Source organism: Amycolatopsis sp. NPDC114484 (assembly GCF_055633755.1).
Genome location: NZ_JBVKDQ010000001.1, coordinates 1,070,943 through 1,086,984 on the forward strand (window position 1 = coordinate 1,070,943; position 16,042 = coordinate 1,086,984).

The following is a 16,042-nucleotide window of genomic DNA, read 5'->3' on the forward strand; positions in this document are numbered from 1 at the left end:
ACGTAGCACGGCCGAGGGCGGCAAAGCACCCCTGACCACGGGCGGCGAGGTTCGGGCATGCTCGTAGTCGTGATCGATGACTTCGCGAAGAAGTACCTGCACGACGACCTGAAAGAGGTCCGGCAGACGATGCTCCGGAAGCTCGACAGACTGCCCGAATACGCCATTCGCCGCCCGCTGACCTCGACCGGAACCAACCTTCTCGGCCTGGTCAAGCACCTCGCGGTAGCCGAGGCCCGGTACTTCGGCGAGGTTTTCGACCGGCCCTTCCCTGAGCCCATCCCGCGATGGGACGACCTAAGCCAGCGCGGCACCGACCTGTGGGCGACCGAGCACGAAACCAGCGAGGAAATCACCAGCCGCTACCAACGCGTCTGCGAGCACTCCGACGCGACAATCGCCGCCCTCGCCGTCGACTCGCCTGGTCACGTGCCTTGGTGGCCACGCCCGGACGTGCTGCTGTTCAACGTTCTCGTCCACATGCTGACCGAGACCAACCGGCACGCCGGGCACGCCGACATCCTGCGCGAACAGCTGGACGGCGTGGTCGAGATGGACGCGGAGGCCATGGCCCGGCGCGGCCAGGACGCCGCCTTCTGGCAGAGCCGGTGCGCCGAAATCGAGCGGGTCGCCAAGGCCGCGGACCCCGCCACCGCTGGATAAAGCCACCTAAACTGCACGCCACCAGCCCGGCCAGCGCACGGAGGATCGATGACGTTCGACTTCGCCCGGTTCCCCGCCTTCGACGGCTTTCCCCGTGCCGGTCTGCACCACGGGCCGACACCGCTAGTCCCGGCGCCGCGGCTCGGTGAAGCGCTCGGCATTCCCCGGCTGCTGCTGAAGCGCGACGACGTCCACCCACTCGGCGTCGGCGGCAACAAGCTGCGCAAACTCGACTTCCACCTCGGCGCGGCGCTCGCCGACGGTGCCGACACCGTGATCACCTTCGGTGCGCTGCAGACCAACCACGGCCGCCAGACCGCCGCGGCGTGCGCGAGGCTCGGGTTGCGGTGCGAGCTGGTGCTTACCGCTGAGGTGCCGCGCTCCGGCGACGCGTACGAGCGGTCCGGCAACGTCCCGCTCGACCACCTCTTCGGCGCGCGAGTGCACGTCTGCGCGTCGGACGCGGAAGCGACCGCGACGTACGAACGGCTGCTCACCGAAGTGGCGGACGAGGGCCGGAAAGTCTGGACGGTCCCAGTCGGTGGGTCCGACCCACTCGGCGTCCTCGGCTATGTGGATGCCACCCGCGAGCTAGCTGCCCAGCTGGTGGAGCTGGGCCTGGACCACGCCCGAATCGTCGGTCCGCACGCCAGCGGGGCCACCGCGGCCGGGCTCGCGCTCGGCACGGAGGTGCTCGGATCGCTGGACCTCGACATCGCCTGCGTCAGCCACCCGCTCGACGAGGCTGTGGACAACTTGGCCCACCTCACCGCCGGTGCCGCGCGGTTGCTTGGGTTCGACCCACCGAAGCTGGGGCACGTGTGGCTGAACGACACGACGATCGGCGAGGGGTACGGCATCCCGGCGTCGGGGACCTGGGAGGCGATCCGGTTGTTCGGCCGTACCGAGGGCGTGGTGCTCGACCCGGTCTACACCGGAAAAGCAGCCGCCGCCCTGGTGGAATGGGCGGCGGCGGGACGGTATTCGCCCGAGGAGACCGTGGTGTTCGTCCACACCGGAGGGCTTCCCGGATTGTTCGGCTACGCGCCTGAATTCATGGCCGAGGCGCGGAAGTGACGAGCACCGCGGCGCGAGCGGTTTCGGTCCGCACCGCGATGCGGAGCAGGACCAGCAGCAGGGCGACGTTCGCGATCAGCGTGAGCCGTTGCGTCGCGCCCACCGGCAGCACCTCGGTGAGCGCGTGGAACGGCCGCACCCCGGCTTCGTCGAGGCGGACGAACAGGAAACTCAGCCCGAACAGCCCGACCGCGGCGAGCCCGAACTTCAGCCAGCGCACCACGAGCACGCGCTCCGCGGTGCCGCGCAACGGCTCCAGCATCGTGATCGCCGCGCCGGGCAGGCTCGCGAACGCGACCAGGCACGAGTAAAGGTGGATGTCGCCGCTGAGCGGATTCGGGCTCGGCGGGTAGCTGGCCGGGAAAACCGCGGCGACCGCCAGACCTAGCGCCCACAGCATCAGCAAAGCCTTGGTGCTGACCGTCATCGGAACGCCGCCGGCGATCAGCGCGCCGAGCACCGCGAGCGATCCGACCGCCACCGACAGCACGCTCGCCCCGAGCATGCCTTCCCCGCGGTCGGTGATCGTGTAGCTCGAAAGCGTGTCGTAGATCGGGTCGTGCGAGCTGATGATGTGCAGCACGGTGATCGTGAACAGCCCCCAGGCGATCGCAGCGAGTGCGGTCAGGCGCCATCCCCGGACGCCTCGTGAGTTCCCCATGTAGCCAGATTGGCGGCTCGGCGGCGTTTCGTGATCAGGGAAAACCCCTGATTAAGCCCCTACCCCGCGAAGTCGGCCAGTACGAGCACCTGGTCGTCGTGGCGTTTGGCGCGCGGCCAGCGGACCGCGTGCGGGTCGTCGTTCTCCGCGGCGCGCACTGCGTCTAGTACCGCTTCGGGACCTTTGTTCTTGGCTAGCTGCAGGACTTCTGGCCAGGTGAAGAGGCCGTACTCGTCTACTCCGATCGCGACGCCGTCGGTGGCGATGAGGACTGCGTCGAGGTCTTCGCGTGGCCAGCTGCGCAGGACTGCTTTGTGAGCCGCTGAGGGGTCGGCTTCGGCCACCCAGAAGCCGTCTTCGGCGTTGCGGCGGCGGCGGACGTCTGCGCTGGTTTGCAGGAGGCCGTTGTTGCGCAGGGAGATCAGGCGGTCGTCGGAGACCACGTCGGTGCCGAACTGTCCAAATGCGACTACCGGGCTGTCGGCCAGGACCAGGGCTTCTACTTCGGAGTCGGTCCAGCGGAGGATCGAGACTGTGCTGGAGGGGGCGTGGCCTGGGTGCAGGTCGTGGGTTTCGGCCACCGCGGTGATCGCGGCTGCCAGGGCGGTGCCTAGGTCTTCTTGGGGGTGGGTTTGGAGTTCGTGGGCTAGCTGGTCGCGGAGGAGGTGCGCGTACCAGCCGCCTGGGGGGAGGTCCGGGCTGGGGGAGGTGGCTCCGTCCAGGACCAGGATGGCTTGGTCGAGGAGGGCGACGTGGTCTTCGGTGGGGCGGGGGTGGCCGTCGGAACCGACTCCGGCTCGCTCGGCGGTCGAGATCTCGGGCACGGGGTCGACTGTAGCTCGGGTGGGCTTGGTGAGTGGCTCGTCGCCTGGCGGCTGGGTGGTGGGGTGGCTCGTCGCCTGGCGGCGACATTGCTCGTGGTCTCCGCTGGGGGCACCCCGAAGCTTGATTGTGCTGACGGTCTGGGGTTGCTTGTCAAGGCGGGAAAGATGCCTTGACAAGCAACCCCAGACCGCAGGGAGGCTTCGTATCGGGGTGCGGGGGTGGTGTGGGTGCTTGGTTGGGTTGGGTGCTCTGGCTGCGGTTTGGTGGGTGGTGGGGCTAGCGCCCAATGCCACATTGGGGCGCGTGTCGGGGAGGGGTGGCGGGTGGGTCGTGAGGGGAACCCTGAGGGAATCCAGGGCTGTGAGGGGGGCCTTCGCGGCCCTGGTGTCAACTCGGGTTGACAGAGGCGCGGGTGTCAACCTAGATTGACATCATGACGGAAGCGACGGATCTGGCCGCTCGCGCTGGTGACCGGGATCCCCGGGTGGGGCTTCGGGCGGTGGCGGCGCTTAGGCGGTTGCTGGAGCAGTTGGAGGCGGTGCAGGTGCGCAGCGCGCGCATGCACGGCTGGTCTTGGCAGGACATCGCGGCCGAGTTGGGGGTCAGCCGGCAGGCCGTCCACAAGAAGTACGGGAGGCATTGATGTTCGAGAAGTTCACCCATGACGCCCGGAGAGCGGTGGTCGAGGCGCAGGCGGCGGCGCACGAGGCGGGGGCGCACGAGATTTCCGCGCAGGCCGTTTTCGCTGGGCTGGCGCGGATCGAGAATGGCGAGGCGGTGCGGCTGCTGCGGGTTCTCGGGGTGTCGCGGGAGGACGTCTTCGCTGAGCTCGCTCGGGTGCGTCGGCGCGGTGGGATCAGTGACGCCGATGCCGAGGCGCTCACCGAGTTCGGCATCGACGTCGATCAGATTGTGGAGCGGGTCGAGCAGACGCACGGGCCGGGCGCGCTCGCTGAGGCCGGGCGGCGTACTCGGCGCAATCACTTGCCGTTCACCTCGGATGCCAAGAACGCGCTGCAGATGAGCGTGCGGGAGGCGCACGACCTTGGCGACAAGCATCTCGGGCAGGAGCATCTGCTGCTCGCGTTGGTCAAGCAGCGCGGTCCGGTCGCCGATTTCCTTGCGGCGCGCGGTATCGACTACCCGGCGGTTCGGCAGGCCGTCGGCAATCGCTAATGCTGTTCTTGCTCGTTCGTCCCGGTGCGCCAAGTGACCAGGGGGAGCAGGGCCTGGGTCAGCGGGCCGATGCTGAGGGCGTACAGCACCGTTCCGACGCCGACCGAGCCGCCGAGCAGCCAGCCCGCGGCGAGGACGATCAGTTCGATGCCGGTCCGGACCAATCGCACGGACCAGCCGGTGCGGGCGTGCAGGCCGGTCATCAGGCCGTCTCGTGGTCCGGGGCCCAGGCGGGTGCCGACGTACACCGCGGTCGCGACGGCGTTCAGGACTACGCCGCCGACCAGGATCAGGATTTGCCAGACGAGCACGTGCTGGTCGGGTAGCACGGCGCGCACCGCGTCGACGGCCACCGCGATCACCGCGATGTTCGCGACGGTGCCGATGCCTGGGCGCTGCCGCAGCGGGATCCACAGCAGCAATACAAACACCGCTATGACGGCGCTGATCGTGCCGAACGTCAGCCCGGTGAGCTTGGTCAGGCCGTCGTTCAGCACGTCCCACGGGTCGAGGCCGAGGCGTGCTCGGGTGAGCATGGCCATGCTCGCGCCGTAGAGCGCGAGGCCGGCGAGCAACTGGGCGCCCCGGCGCGCGGGGGATCGGCGGATGCTGAGCGGACTGAGGTCGATTGTTGCCACTTCTCCACTATTGGCGACCACTGGCCTGATAAGCCATGGCCAATACGAGATAATTGGCCTTATGGAACCTCTGGGTGGACGCATCTCGGGACGGCGATTGGCCACATTGCTGGGGGAATGGCGGCAGCGTGGCTCCCGGCAGGGTGCGTCCGACCTCGCCGCGGCGGTCGAGTTGCACGTGCTCGACGGGCAGTTGCCGATCGGCACCCGGCTGCCCGCCGAGCGCGAACTGGCCGACGCGCTCGGCGTCAGTCGCACGCTCATCGGCGCGGCGCTCGACCGGCTTCGCGCGGACGGTCTCGTCGCCAGCCGTCGCGGGGCTGGATCGTGGGTGGCCGGTGTCGGAAACCGCGACGAGGCCGAGGCGGTTCGCGACGACCTCCTCGACCTCGCGCGGGCCGCGCCGCCCGCTGTACCTGGGCTGATGGCCGCGTTCGACACCGCGCGGCGCGACCTGGTCGAGTACGTCAGCGGCAACGGTTATCTCACCGGCGGCCTTCCTCGGCTGCGCGAGCGGATCGCCGAGCGCTACACCGCGCGTGGCCTGCCGACCTCGCCGGATCAGGTGCTGGTGACGTCCGGCGCGTACTCCGCGTTCGTGCTGTGCCTGCGGATGCTGACCGGGCCGGGCGATCGCGTCCTGCTGGAGCAGCCGACGTATCCGAACGCGATCGACGCCGTCCGCGCGACGCACGCGTTGCCGGTGCCCGTCGCACTCGATCCGGTGCGCGGCTGGGATCTGCCCGGGATCGAAGCCGCGCTGCGTCAGGCCGCGCCTCGGTTCGGCTATCTCGTGGTGGACTTCCAGAACCCGACTGGACTGCGCCTCGACGCGGCTGGGCGCGAACGGCTCGGCGGGCTGCTCGCCCGGTCGCGGACGCCGGTCGTGGTCGACGAATCGTTGGTAGAGCTGGATTACGAGGGCGATCCAGTGGACGGTCCGCCGCCGCTGGCCGCGTTCGGCGGGGATTTGGTGCTGAGCGTCGGATCGGCGGCGAAATCGCAGTGGGGAGGGTTGCGGCTGGGCTGGATCCGGGCGTCCACGGATTTGCTGGACCGGCTGCAGTCCTCGCGGTTCGCGGTCGATCTCGGCGCGCCGGTGTTCGATCAGCTCGTGCTGGCGGCGCTGCTGGAGCCCGAGGGGTACGAAGCGCTTGCCCGGCGGCGGACGGAATTCCGGGAGCAACGGGACATCACGGTCGCGGCGCTGCGCAAGTACTGTCCAGAGTGGACATTCGAGGTGCCGTCCGGCGGACTGTCGGTGTGGTGCCGGTTGCCGGAGCCGATGAGCACGCGACTGGCGGTGTCGGCGGCGAATCGCGGGGTGCAGCTCGCGCCCGGGTCGAGGTTCGGGGTGCACGGCGGATTGGAACGCTGGCTGCGGCTGCCGTTCGGGCTGCCGCGCGAGCAGTTGCCGGAGGCGGTGCGGCGGGTCAGCGCGGCGGCGGCTTCGGTGCGCGGCTGCGCGGATGTGCCCGCGGAGCGGATCCCGGTGACGTAGCGGCTCACGACCCCGGAAAAGTGAACAGCCGGTGCACCGGATGGGATCCAGCCACTCCAGGGAGGGTGGCGGTCACCTGTCCGGCGCACCGGCCGATCGTCCGAGGCGCTTCCCGGCACAGCCCCTCGAAGTGCCGGGAAGCGCCCTCGGTTCAGGCGGGCTTCGGTTGGCGCAGGCCCTCGCTCGGCGCGGTGAGCGAAAGCCTCCGGAGCACGCCCGTGGTGGGTCCCGGCGCCGCGGGGGCAGCGCGGCGCCGGGACCAGGACCCGATCCGGCCGGGCGCGGTCGGCCGGTCGGGAAGTGCGGTCATGGTTCAGCCCCTTGATCGAAGTGACGCTGGTGCGAAGGGGTGAGCCCGGCGCGGCGAACGGGCGCGCGATCAAGAAGTTGATCTTGAGATGGACGTGGCTCTCCCCGGGTAACCGGTCGAGCGGTCAGTCCGGGGAGGTGGTCGGCAGGGCGGCGTCCCTGCCGGCGCCGTCGACCTCGTGGTCGCGGCTGACGCCGATGAGCTTGAGCTGAGTGACGGTGTCGCCGTCGCCGGCCAGCGCGAACAGCTGGCGCAGGCCGCCGGAACCGTCGTGTCCCGGTGAGACAGTCGACGCGGGCGCGGCGGGCGCGGCCGGTGCCGCGGGGAGGCCTTCGCCGCCACCGCTGCTGCCGCCTCCGGCCTGGCTGCGTTCCTTGACCGGCGGCGCGGGCTCGGTTTCCTGCTTGGCGGCGGGCGCTGGAGTGAGGACGCGGGCGGGCGTGGCATGCCCGACGGCGGGGACCTGCTTGCTGGCCTCTACCGCGACCGGCGGCGCTTCAGGTTCTTTCGTCAGCTTGGTCGCGGGGACGGAGGCGCTGATCGACCCGCTGACCGGCGGTGCCGGTTCGACTGGGTGGACCGGCGCTTCGACGACCCGGACCGGCGCGGTGTCGATCACGGTGTCGACCGAGGTGACGGTGGTGTGCAGGGTCGTGTCGACGGTGTCGTCGACAGTTCCGAGGATGCTGTCGAGGAGCCCGGGCTGGTCGTGTTCGGGGCTGCCGAGGAGGCCGTCCAGGAGACCCGGGCCGGAGTCGCGATCGGAGCCGCCGAGCAAGCCGTCGAGGAGTCCTTGCTGAGGTTCGTGGCTGGCGGTGCTGAGAAGACTGGGCTGCGGTGCGCTGCTGGTGCCTTGCTCGGGTTCGCTGCTGGTGCCGCTGAGCAGGCCGGGCTGGGTGGTGGCGTGGTGCTTCGGCTTGACCGGGCTCTTCGGCTTGGCGGGCTTGGTGGCCTTCGCCGCGGGGGCGGGCTGGGAAACGGTGCGGTCCGGGTCCTGTGGGTCCGGCTCGCTTCCGGTCGACGTTGCTGGCCGGAAGCTCACGTCCGGCCGGTAGTCGTGGGCGGAGACCTGGAACCGGTGCAGGGAGGCGCGCTTCGCGCCGGTCGCCGCGCCGGGCATGGCCCAGGTGAGCGTGCCGGACGTGGCCGTTCCGGCGTAGTGGTGCTCTGGGTCGGTGTCGTGCGCGGAAACTGCCGGACGGTCGGCATAGCCGGGGTGGTCGTCCGTCGCCGCGTTCGCCTGCGACAACGCCGCGCCGAGCAGCCATCCGGCCAGGGTGAGCCCGCCTGCGACGGCGATCCGGGCGGCGGGCCGGGCGATCGGCGCCGCCCAGGCACGTGGCCGTCGTCGCGCGCCCGCGCGCGCGACGGAGGGATTCCGCTCAGCGCGGTCGACCATTCCCAGGAGCGCGGAACCCGTGCTCCCGAACGGACTGGCGGTTGCGCCGGACGTCGCGAGAGGTGCGAGGCCGCGCGGGGTCGCCATGCCGGTCACGCCACCACCACCGTCCGCGCCTGAAGCTCGTGCCACCGCACGAGACTGATCTTGCTGGGGCTCTCTTCCGGCCAGGTCGCAGGTCCCCCGGGGCTGCCCTCTTTCTAGCACCGGACGCGAGTGTTTCATCTCTCCCGCGCTCGATCCACCCCGTAAGGCGGAACGTCCCCACCGGCTCTGGTGCCCGATCCGCCCTACTCGATCACCCTGCGTGGCTCCAACCGGGGCCGATGCGGCCATCCGGGCGGCGGTCCGACGGCTCGAATTCGGGCGTTGACCCGACGTTTCACCCCTGTGCCACTCTCGGTATCCCGGTTACCGCAGCCCCGAACCGGGGCCGGGCCGCAGTCGTCAGACGAGTTTCCGCAGGCGTTCGACCGCTTCGTCGATCACCTCGTTGCGCTTGCAGAACGCGAACCTCAACAAGTGTTTCCACTCGTCTGGGTGATCCGTGAACACCTTGACGGGTACCGCGGCGACTCCGGCGCGTTCCGGCAGCGTCCAAGCGAGCTCGGCGGCGTCTTCGAAGCCGAGCGGACGCACGTCAGCCGTCACGAAATAGGTCCCCGCGCTCGGCCGTACTGCGAATCCCGCATCGGCGAGACCAGCGGACAGCCGATCACGCTTCTCCTGAAGGCTCGTGCGCAGGTTTTCGACCCACTCGAGTTCGTTGTCGAGCGCGTACGCGACGGCCGGCTGAAGCGGTCCGCCGGAGACGAAGGTGATGAACTGCTTCGCCGCCTTCACCGCGGCGACCAGCTCCGGCGTTGAGCAGACCCAGCCGATCTTCCAGCCGGTGCAGTTGAAGGTCTTGCCCGCGCTGGAAATCGCGACGGTCCGCTCGCGCATCCCGGGGAACGACGCCAGTGGAAGGTGCTCGGCACCGTCGAAGACGAGGTGTTCGTAGACCTCGTCGGTGACCGCGACGAGGTCGTGTTCGACGCACAGCCGCGCGACTTCCTCCAGCTGCGCGCGCGAAAACACCGTGCCGGTGGGGTTGTGCGGCGAATTCAGCAGCACCGCGCGGGTGCTCGGCGTGATCGCGTCGCGGAAGGCGTCGAGGTCGAGTTCGAGCTGTCCGTTCTCGGTTTCAACCAGCCCGATCACGCGCCGCTGCGCCCCGGCCATCGCGACCGCGGCGGCGTACGAGTCGTAGTACGGCTCGACCACGATCACCTCGTCGCCGGACTCGGTCAGCGCGATCAGCGTCGCCGCGATGGCCTCGGTCGCGCCCGCGGTGACCAGGATCTCGGTGTCCGGGTCGTAGCTGGCCCCGTAGCGCTGGCGGTGCCTGCTGATCGCGGCGCGCAGCTCCGGGCGGCCCGGGCCCGGCGGGTACTGGTTGTCGCCGCCGAACAGCGAGTTCTTCGCCGTTTCGAGCATTCCGGCGGGTCCGTCGGTGTCCGGAAAGCCCTGGCCGAGGTTGACCGCGTCGTGCCGGACGGCGAGCGCGGTCATCTCCGCGAAGACCGTCGAGGCGAACGGGCGGAGGCGGGGGACGAGAGCTGGTTCACGCACGAGAACGCATCCTCACGGACAATGGCGGTGTGGAGCAACTCACCCCTGCCAAGGTCACGCCCGCGGACCCGCCCGGCGGCACCGCCGGCGAAGAGGCGAAACGGCGCGGCCTGCGCAAGATGAAGCTGGTCGCGCTGTCCTTCCTGCTCGGCGCGACGATCGTGTTCCTGCTGACGAGCTGGGCGGAGTCGGCGGGCTGGCCGGGCTGGGTCGGCTACGTGCGCGCCGCGGCCGAGGCGGGCATGGTCGGCGCGCTCGCGGACTGGTTCGCGGTGACCGCGCTGTTCCGGCATCCGCTCGGGCTGCGGATCCCGCACACCGCGATCATCCCGAACAAGAAGGACGCGCTCGGCAACAGCCTCGGCGAGTTCGTCGGCTCGAACTTCCTGTCCCCGGACGTCATCCGCGACAAACTGCGCCGCGTCGAGGTCGCCAGCAGGCTCGGCGCCTGGCTCTCGCAGCGCGACAACGCCGAACGCGTGACGTCGGAACTGGCGACGGTCGTGCGCGGCGCGGTGACGGTGCTCCGCGACGAGGACGTGCAGGCGATCATGGAGCAGGCCGTGGTCAAGCGCGTGATCGACAAGCCGTGGGGCCCGCCGCTCGGCAAGATCCTGGCGGGCGTCTTCGAGGACGGCGCGCACCACAAGCTCGTGGACCTGATGTGCGACCGGGCCTACGAATGGGTCCGGGACAACCACCAGACGATGCTGCGCGTGGTGTCGGACCGCGCGCCGAGCTGGTCGCCGAAGTTCGTCGACGAGATGCTGGCGGACAAGGTGTACGGCGAGGTGCTGACCTTCACCTGGGCGGTGAAAACGGACGTCAACCACCCGATGCGCTTGGCGCTGGACAAGTTCCTCGGCGAGTTCGCGCAGGACCTGCAGACCGACCCGAAGACCATGGAACGGGCCGAGCAGGTCAAGGGTCAGCTCGTGCACCACGCGGAAGTGCAGAAACTGATCGGCAGCGCGTGGGCGACGGCCAAGGAGATGCTGCTGAAGGCCGCGGAGGACCCGTCGAGCGAGCTGCGCCTGCGGGTCCGCGGCGGACTGGAATCGCTGGGCAAACGCCTGGTGGACGACCCGTCGATGACGTCGAAGGTGGACGGCTGGGTCGAGGGCGCGGCGGTCTACCTGGTGACCCACTACTCCCGCGAGATCACGACGATCATCACGGACACAGTGGAGCGGTGGGACGCCGAGGAGACTTCCCGGAAGATCGAACTGCAGGTCGGGCGGGATCTGCAGTTCATCCGGATCAACGGGACCGTGGTGGGCGCGTTGGCCGGGCTGGTGATCTACGCGGTGGCGCAGTTGCTGTTCTGAGGGCGGGGTTTGCCGTTGTTCTGCCGTGTGGGGCCGAGTTGAGGAGCGGGGCCCTGCCGGGCGGGGACGGGCTGAGGGCGGGTGTTCTGCCGGGCGGCGATGGGCTAGGGGCGGGTGTTCTGCCGCGTGGGGACGGGCTGAGGATGGGTGCTCCGTCGTGCGGGGACGGGCTGAGGGCGGGGTCCTGCCGTGCGGGGACGGGTTGAGGGCGGGTGTTCGGCCGCGCGGGGACGAGCTGACGGCGAGGCTCTGCCTGCTGTTCCGAGGTGAGATCCGGCCACCCCGGGACCTCCGGCTGAGGTGGATTTCGTTGTGGTTGAGCAGAATTCGCCGCCGGGGAAGTTCCGGCGCGATGGCTCGCGACCTCAGCGGACCGCGGCCTGAGCGCGCGCGTATCTCGTCGCTTCAACCGCGGTGCCGACCGCGTGTCTTACCGGCTTCGAACGGGTGCGGCGGGTGCTCGGTCGGATGCGCGCCGTCCTATACCACAGCCGCGACCCGCTCAAACCAGTTGTCCACAGGAAGCTGAGTTATCCCCGGGGTTATCCACAGGAATTCACGGTGATGGCCTAATCGCTGTCCACAACTTGTGGGGATCCGGGGCATCTGCACGTGCATATGTGGTGTGTGTGGACAAGTTGTCCACAGGGGGTCAGTTGTGCACAGCCGCCGTGCGGGCGCGCCAGGAGCGGGCCTTTTCGCGGTTTCCGCAGACGCGCATCGAGCACCAGGTGCGGGAGCGGTTGCGCGATTCGTCGAAGAAGGCCCACAGGCAGTCGTCGGCGGGGCAGATCTTGAGCCGGACCCAGTCGCCCCGGATGGCCATCCGCGTGGCCGCGGCGAGGACCGCGGTGACGGCGTCCGGGGCGAGCAGCGTCGGGCCGGTGTCGGTGAGCGTGAAGCGGAGCGGGACGTCCAGCGTGGTCGCGGGCAGCCGCGGATCGCCGACCGCGGCGCGCAGGCTGTCCCGCACGGCGCGGGCTTGGGCGGGATCGTTCGGTGTCACGTCGTGGCCCGCGGCCCACTGCCGCCAGAGCTCCGGATCGTCCAGCAGGTCGTCGCCCCGTTCGATGTCGACGGTGTTGAGAAAGGCGACCACCAGGGAAGCGTCGGTGTGCACCCGCCCAGTGTACGGGCGATATCGGTTGCGACCTGGCTGCCTAACCGACATACTCGCTTTACTGGTTACGCGACGAGGAGAGGGTGGACGAAACATGGGTGCGATTCCGACGTTCGGCGGCATTGCGTTCGACTGTCCGGACCCGGCGGCGCTCGCCGGCTTCTATCGCTCCGTGCTCGAGTGGGACGAACCCGAGATCGCCCCGGACGGCCACTGGGCCACGCTCGTCGACCCGCGCGGCGGCGTCCGGCTGGAATTTCAGCGGGTGGCCGACTATCGCGCCCCCGAATGGCCGTCGCAGGACACGCCGCAGCAGGCGCATCTCGACCTGGACGTCGCCGATCTCGAGGCCGCTCACCAGCGCGTTCTCGGGCTGGGCGCGAAGCTGCTCGACGATTCACCGGAGACCTTCCGGGTGTACGCCGATCCGGTCGGCCACCCGTTCTGCCTCTGCGCCTGCTGACACGGCGCGGCGAATCCGCGTAGGGTCGGATGCGTGATTTGTCCGAAGTGTCAGAACATGATGCGCACGGTCGGCAAGAACGGCGTCCACATCGAGCAGTGCGACGGCTGCCGCGGGATCTTTCTCGACCGCGGCGAGCTGGAGCAGATCGCCGGTGCGGAGAGCGCTTTCTACCGGCAGCAGCCGCAGTACGGCCGTCCCGATTCGCCTCGCCCTTACCAAGGCGGGCACTCGGATTCGCCGCGCCCGTACCGAGGCGGGCACTCGGATTCGCCGCGGCCGTATCGCGGTGGCTACGGGGATTCGCCGCGGCCGTACGGCGGACGCCGCAAGCGCAGCTTCCTCGAGAACCTCTTCGACTGAGTTGTCCACCGATCCAGTAGCGCTTGACCTGCGGATCTGTCCGGCCTGCGGGGATCGGGCGAGTTGTCCACAGGCTGATGGGGACACCTTGCGGTGTGCGGAGTGCGGGCATCGGTGGCCGTTTCGGCGGCTGCCGTTGTTCGCGCTGACCGGCCCGAGCGCGGGCGGCAAATCGACGGTCGGGCCGAAGCTGGCGCAGCGGTTGGCGGGCGAGGCCGTCGTGCTGGAGCAGGACGTGCTGTGGACCGGCGCGTTGCGCGACGACGAACCGGGGAATCCGGCGTTTCGCGGGGCCTGGTTGCGGATGGCGGCGATGCTGCACCAGAACGGACGGCCGGTCGTGCTGTGCGGAACGGTCGCGCCGCAGGAGCTGGAACCGTTGCCAGAGCGGGTTTTCTTCTCGGACGTGCACTATCTGGCACTGGTCGCGGACGACGAGACCCTCCGGCGGAGGCTGCGCGCCCGGCCCGCGTGGCGGGAGTGGCACGAGCCGCGCATCGAGGAGATGCTCGAGTTCAACCTGTGGATACGCGGGCAGGTCGAGTCCATCGACACGACGGATGCCCGGCTCGACGACGTCGTGACCGTGGTGGAGAAGTGGGTCCGGGCCAGAATTGGGTCGGACCTAGCGACCCCTCACGATTCCTCCGCGCGGAGACGCTCGTCGTAATCCCGCTGGGATTCGTGGATCTCGGCGGTGTGCGCGACGGTCCAGTCGTACAGCCGACCGAAGGGTTCACGGAGCGATTCGCCAAGCGGCGTAAGGGAATACTCGACTCCGACCGGTGAGGTCGGCAGTACTCGCCGCACGATCATGCCGTTGCGTTCCAGGCGGCGCAGGGTCTGGGTCAGCACCCGCTGCGTCACGCCTTCCAGCCGGCGTTTGATGTCGTTGAACCGGCGCGGCTCCTCCAGAACGGCCATCGCCATCATCGACCATTTGTCGGCGATCTGGTCGAGGATCGGGCGGCTGGGACAGTCGGCCCGGTAGACAGTTCCGGTGCCAGGAGCGGTCATCTCGGTATCCTCCATGATCCTTGCGATGCCCAAAGTGCGTTATTGACGCTGGTCGACCCGGGTCCGAGTCTAGGTATGCATCAGGAACTTAGCTGCCTGCCAGATACGTAACGGAGACCCGCATGCACCACGACGCCTACGCGACCCTGCGAGTGAGCCGCGAGGCCGGCCTCGTCCGCGTCACCATCGACAACCCGCCGGTCAACGTCCTCGACGTCGCTCTCATGGCGGACCTCCGGCGGCTGCTGACCACGCTGCGGGACGACGAATCGGCGCGCGTGATCGTTTTCGACAGCGCCGACCCGGAATTCTTCATCGCCCACGTCGACATGTCCCTTGTCGACGCGCCGGACTCGTTCGATCAGTTCGCCCCCGAAGTGCCGCCTGGGCTCAACGTTTTCCAGGCATTGGGCGAGTTGCTGCGGAATCAGCCGCAGGTGACGATCGTCAAGCTGGCCGGACTGGCACGCGGCGGCGGGGCGGAGTTCGTCGCGGCCGCGGACCTGGCCTTCGCGGCGATCGGTTCCGCCGGGATCGGCCAGATCGAGGCGCTGATGGGGATCGTTCCGGGCGGCGGGGGAACGCAGTATCTGGCGAGCCGGGTGGGCCGCAACCGGGCGCTGGAAGTCGTGCTCGGCGCCGAGCTGTACGACGCCCGGACGGCTGAGCGGTACGGCTGGATCAATCGGGCAGTGCCTGCTGACGAGTTGGACGAGGTGGTCGATCGGTTGGCGCGCAACATCGCCGCGTTGCCGGAAGGCGTGATCGCCGCGGCGAAACAGGCTGTCGTCCCGGATGATCTGGCGGACGGATTTCAGCGGGAACACGACGCGTGGGCGGGACAGATCAGCCGTCCGGCCGCGGAATCGCTGATTCGCGGCGGATTGGCACGGGGCGCGCAGACGCGGGCGGGTGAGCGTGATTTGGAAGGGCTGCTTCGCGGGCTGGCGGGTTGATCGAAGCACCCGCACGGCTGCAGGGCCTCGAACAGCGCGGCAGGTCGATCTTGAGTGAGCAGGGGCTCCTCAGTCGCCTCACGGCAGTGCCACTCAAGATCGGTCTCAGTTCGATGGCAGTTCTTCCCGTCAGTGACCGACCGCTACCGGCCGGCGGTCCGCCTGCGCTCGCGTTTTCCCCCTGGGCGGCGAACAGGGCCAAAATCGCTTTTCAACGTCAGTGACGCGCGACCCTGGGCGCGCCGGGGCGCAGCCGCGGGCGGTCCGGTTGGTATCCGCGTCTTGGGTTGGAGCCACAGCAAATAGATCCCCCAGAACAGCATGGCGGCATCCACGATGCCGACCGCCGCCACGAGCGGCACCATAAACTTGCGGTTGGAAACAGGCTCCACACTTGAGGGGTCATCGGGCAGATAGATGACCTCGAGGCGGTCGCCGGCACGGACGTCGGGGTCCACGCCGACGGATTGCTGGACGACGCGGTAGCCGCTGGAGTCGTCGAACGTGATCGAGGCGAATTGCCACTTGTCGCGGTGCTCAACGCGATCCACGCTCGCCACGGTGGTCACGCCGCTCAATCTCATACCCACCTCGTGGCTCGTGGCGACCACCCCCATCGCGAGCATCACGGCGCCCATCACGACGCAGCGGATGAAGATCGAGATGCGGATGTCGGACTTGGCCGGGGAGTCGCGGCTGAGGAAGTCACGGCCGACGGAGTCCTGGTTGAGGGAGGACAACCGGGGCTCTCCGGGCATGGCGGCCGCCTTTCGATCCGTTGTCCGACAGCGTTGCCGATGCGGGCGACCGGGATCGTCGCTGTGGGGACTGGGACCGATCCTTCCCCTTTCCGGGGATGTCGCCAAGCCCGGTGCCGGTGCTACCGCAGCGGATGCAGAGCGCACAACCAAACGGCCTAAGGCCTGGCGGC

The 16,042-nt window shown here is 69.3% G+C and carries 18 protein-coding genes; 10 read left to right on the forward strand and 8 right to left on the reverse strand.

All coding sequences use genetic code 11. The features are described 5' to 3' along the window. Window positions 1-57 precede the first annotated feature (57 nt). The gene (locus tag ACZ7SW_RS05170) at window positions 58-663 is read left to right on the forward strand and encodes a DinB family protein (RefSeq protein WP_470229102.1); all 606 of its coding nucleotides are present in this window, start codon (window positions 58-60) and stop codon (window positions 661-663) included. 48 nt (window positions 664-711) lie between these two features. Then, window positions 712-1,740: a D-cysteine desulfhydrase family protein gene (locus tag ACZ7SW_RS05175; RefSeq protein WP_470229103.1), complete on the forward strand. Its 1,029-nt coding sequence runs from the start codon at window positions 712-714 to the stop codon at window positions 1,738-1,740. Here the strand turns inward: ACZ7SW_RS05175 and ACZ7SW_RS05180 are convergent. After that, window positions 1,718-2,401 (reverse strand): DUF998 domain-containing protein, encoded by a 684-nt coding sequence (locus ACZ7SW_RS05180; RefSeq protein ID WP_470229104.1) that lies wholly within the window; start codon window positions 2,399-2,401, stop codon window positions 1,718-1,720. The genes ACZ7SW_RS05175 and ACZ7SW_RS05180 overlap by 23 nt on opposite strands. Before the next feature lie 59 nt (window positions 2,402-2,460). Continuing rightward, window positions 2,461-3,225, reverse strand: coding sequence for a hypothetical protein (locus ACZ7SW_RS05185; RefSeq protein WP_470229105.1), 765 nt, complete (start codon window positions 3,223-3,225; stop codon window positions 2,461-2,463). 434 nt (window positions 3,226-3,659) lie between these two features. Here ACZ7SW_RS05185 and ACZ7SW_RS05190 point away from each other — a divergent pair, with 434 nt between their 5' ends. Both ACZ7SW_RS05190 and ACZ7SW_RS05195 read left to right on the forward strand, forming a co-directional pair. Next, the gene (locus ACZ7SW_RS05190; RefSeq protein ID WP_009071860.1) at window positions 3,660-3,869 is read left to right on the forward strand and encodes a hypothetical protein; all 210 of its coding nucleotides are present in this window, start codon (window positions 3,660-3,662) and stop codon (window positions 3,867-3,869) included. 35 nt (window positions 3,870-3,904) lie between these two features. After that, entirely contained in the window at window positions 3,905-4,402 is a 498-nt protein-coding gene (locus ACZ7SW_RS05195) for a Clp protease N-terminal domain-containing protein (RefSeq protein WP_470229106.1), read from the forward strand. Here the strand turns inward: ACZ7SW_RS05195 and yczE are convergent. Then, window positions 4,399-5,040, reverse strand: coding sequence for a membrane protein YczE (gene yczE / locus ACZ7SW_RS05200; RefSeq protein WP_470229107.1), 642 nt, complete (start codon window positions 5,038-5,040; stop codon window positions 4,399-4,401). The genes ACZ7SW_RS05195 and yczE overlap by 4 nt on opposite strands. Window positions 5,041-5,101: 61 nt before the next feature. Between yczE and yczR the strand changes: the two genes are divergently transcribed. Continuing rightward, window positions 5,102-6,541, forward strand: a complete 1,440-nt coding sequence (gene yczR, locus ACZ7SW_RS05205) for a MocR-like transcription factor YczR (RefSeq protein ID WP_470229108.1) — start codon at window positions 5,102-5,104, stop codon at window positions 6,539-6,541. Between the two features lie 434 nt (window positions 6,542-6,975). Here the strand turns inward: yczR and ACZ7SW_RS05210 are convergent, their stop codons facing one another. Then, the gene (locus ACZ7SW_RS05210) at window positions 6,976-8,382 is read right to left on the reverse strand and encodes a hypothetical protein (protein WP_470229109.1); all 1,407 of its coding nucleotides are present in this window, start codon (window positions 8,380-8,382) and stop codon (window positions 6,976-6,978) included. A gap of 315 nt (window positions 8,383-8,697) precedes the next feature. After that, window positions 8,698-9,864 (reverse strand): pyridoxal phosphate-dependent aminotransferase, encoded by a 1,167-nt coding sequence (locus ACZ7SW_RS05215; protein WP_470229110.1) that lies wholly within the window; start codon window positions 9,862-9,864, stop codon window positions 8,698-8,700. A gap of 29 nt (window positions 9,865-9,893) precedes the next feature. On the opposite strand from ACZ7SW_RS05215, the gene ACZ7SW_RS05220 reads away from it, so the two are divergent. After that, the gene (locus ACZ7SW_RS05220; RefSeq protein ID WP_470229111.1) at window positions 9,894-11,192 is read left to right on the forward strand and encodes a DUF445 domain-containing protein; all 1,299 of its coding nucleotides are present in this window, start codon (window positions 9,894-9,896) and stop codon (window positions 11,190-11,192) included. Between the two features lie 652 nt (window positions 11,193-11,844). On the opposite strand, the gene ACZ7SW_RS05225 is transcribed toward ACZ7SW_RS05220, so the two are convergent. Then, complete coding sequence (locus ACZ7SW_RS05225) at window positions 11,845-12,312, reverse strand: CGNR zinc finger domain-containing protein (RefSeq protein WP_470229112.1); 468 nt, start codon at window positions 12,310-12,312, stop codon at window positions 11,845-11,847. 94 nt (window positions 12,313-12,406) lie between these two features. Between ACZ7SW_RS05225 and ACZ7SW_RS05230 the strand changes: the two genes are divergently transcribed. From ACZ7SW_RS05230 to ACZ7SW_RS05240, 3 genes are read left to right on the forward strand one after another with little or no spacing between them, the layout of a single operon-like run. Further along, complete coding sequence (locus ACZ7SW_RS05230; RefSeq protein ID WP_470229113.1) at window positions 12,407-12,775, forward strand: VOC family protein; 369 nt, start codon at window positions 12,407-12,409, stop codon at window positions 12,773-12,775. 33 nt (window positions 12,776-12,808) lie between these two features. After that, window positions 12,809-13,138, forward strand: coding sequence for a TFIIB-type zinc ribbon-containing protein (locus tag ACZ7SW_RS05235; protein ID WP_470229114.1), 330 nt, complete (start codon window positions 12,809-12,811; stop codon window positions 13,136-13,138). A gap of 1 nt (window position 13,139) precedes the next feature. Further along, entirely contained in the window at window positions 13,140-13,808 is a 669-nt protein-coding gene (locus tag ACZ7SW_RS05240) for an AAA family ATPase (RefSeq protein WP_470229115.1), read from the forward strand. Here the strand turns inward: ACZ7SW_RS05240 and ACZ7SW_RS05245 are convergent. Then, window positions 13,775-14,155 carry a winged helix-turn-helix transcriptional regulator gene (locus tag ACZ7SW_RS05245; RefSeq protein ID WP_470229116.1) on the reverse strand — a complete coding sequence of 127 codons (381 nt, stop codon included), beginning with the start codon at window positions 14,153-14,155 and terminating at the stop codon, window positions 13,775-13,777. The two genes, ACZ7SW_RS05240 and ACZ7SW_RS05245, sit on opposite strands and share 34 nt — an antisense overlap. Window positions 14,156-14,277: 122 nt before the next feature. Between ACZ7SW_RS05245 and ACZ7SW_RS05250 the strand changes: the two genes are divergently transcribed. Continuing rightward, a complete protein-coding gene (locus tag ACZ7SW_RS05250; protein ID WP_470229117.1) occupies window positions 14,278-15,111 on the forward strand; it encodes an enoyl-CoA hydratase/isomerase family protein in 834 nt (277 codons plus the stop codon). A 143-nt stretch (window positions 15,112-15,254) separates the two neighbouring features. On the opposite strand, the gene ACZ7SW_RS05255 is transcribed toward ACZ7SW_RS05250, so the two are convergent. Then, window positions 15,255-15,869 carry a DUF3592 domain-containing protein gene (locus ACZ7SW_RS05255; RefSeq protein ID WP_470229118.1) on the reverse strand — a complete coding sequence of 205 codons (615 nt, stop codon included), beginning with the start codon at window positions 15,867-15,869 and terminating at the stop codon, window positions 15,255-15,257. Window positions 15,870-16,042: the final 173 nt, after the last annotated feature.

What these genes read in the sequence shown, in the direction of transcription:
- ACZ7SW_RS05170 (WP_470229102.1), top strand. Translation starts at nt 58, where the DNA reads ATGCTCGTAGTCGTGATCGATGACTTCGCGAAGAAGTACCTGCACGAC.
- ACZ7SW_RS05245 (WP_470229116.1), bottom strand. Translation starts at nt 14,155, where the DNA reads ATGACCGCTCCTGGCACCGGAACTGTCTACCGGGCCGACTGTCCCAGC.
- yczR (WP_470229108.1), top strand. Translation starts at nt 5,102, where the DNA reads ATGGAACCTCTGGGTGGACGCATCTCGGGACGGCGATTGGCCACATTG.
- ACZ7SW_RS05180 (WP_470229104.1), bottom strand. Translation starts at nt 2,401, where the DNA reads ATGGGGAACTCACGAGGCGTCCGGGGATGGCGCCTGACCGCACTCGCT.
- ACZ7SW_RS05255 (WP_470229118.1), bottom strand. Translation starts at nt 15,869, where the DNA reads ATGCCCGGAGAGCCCCGGTTGTCCTCCCTCAACCAGGACTCCGTCGGC.
- ACZ7SW_RS05190 (WP_009071860.1), top strand. Translation starts at nt 3,660, where the DNA reads ATGACGGAAGCGACGGATCTGGCCGCTCGCGCTGGTGACCGGGATCCC.
- ACZ7SW_RS05175 (WP_470229103.1), top strand. Translation starts at nt 712, where the DNA reads ATGACGTTCGACTTCGCCCGGTTCCCCGCCTTCGACGGCTTTCCCCGT.
- ACZ7SW_RS05250 (WP_470229117.1), top strand. Translation starts at nt 14,278, where the DNA reads ATGCACCACGACGCCTACGCGACCCTGCGAGTGAGCCGCGAGGCCGGC.
- ACZ7SW_RS05230 (WP_470229113.1), top strand. Translation starts at nt 12,407, where the DNA reads ATGGGTGCGATTCCGACGTTCGGCGGCATTGCGTTCGACTGTCCGGAC.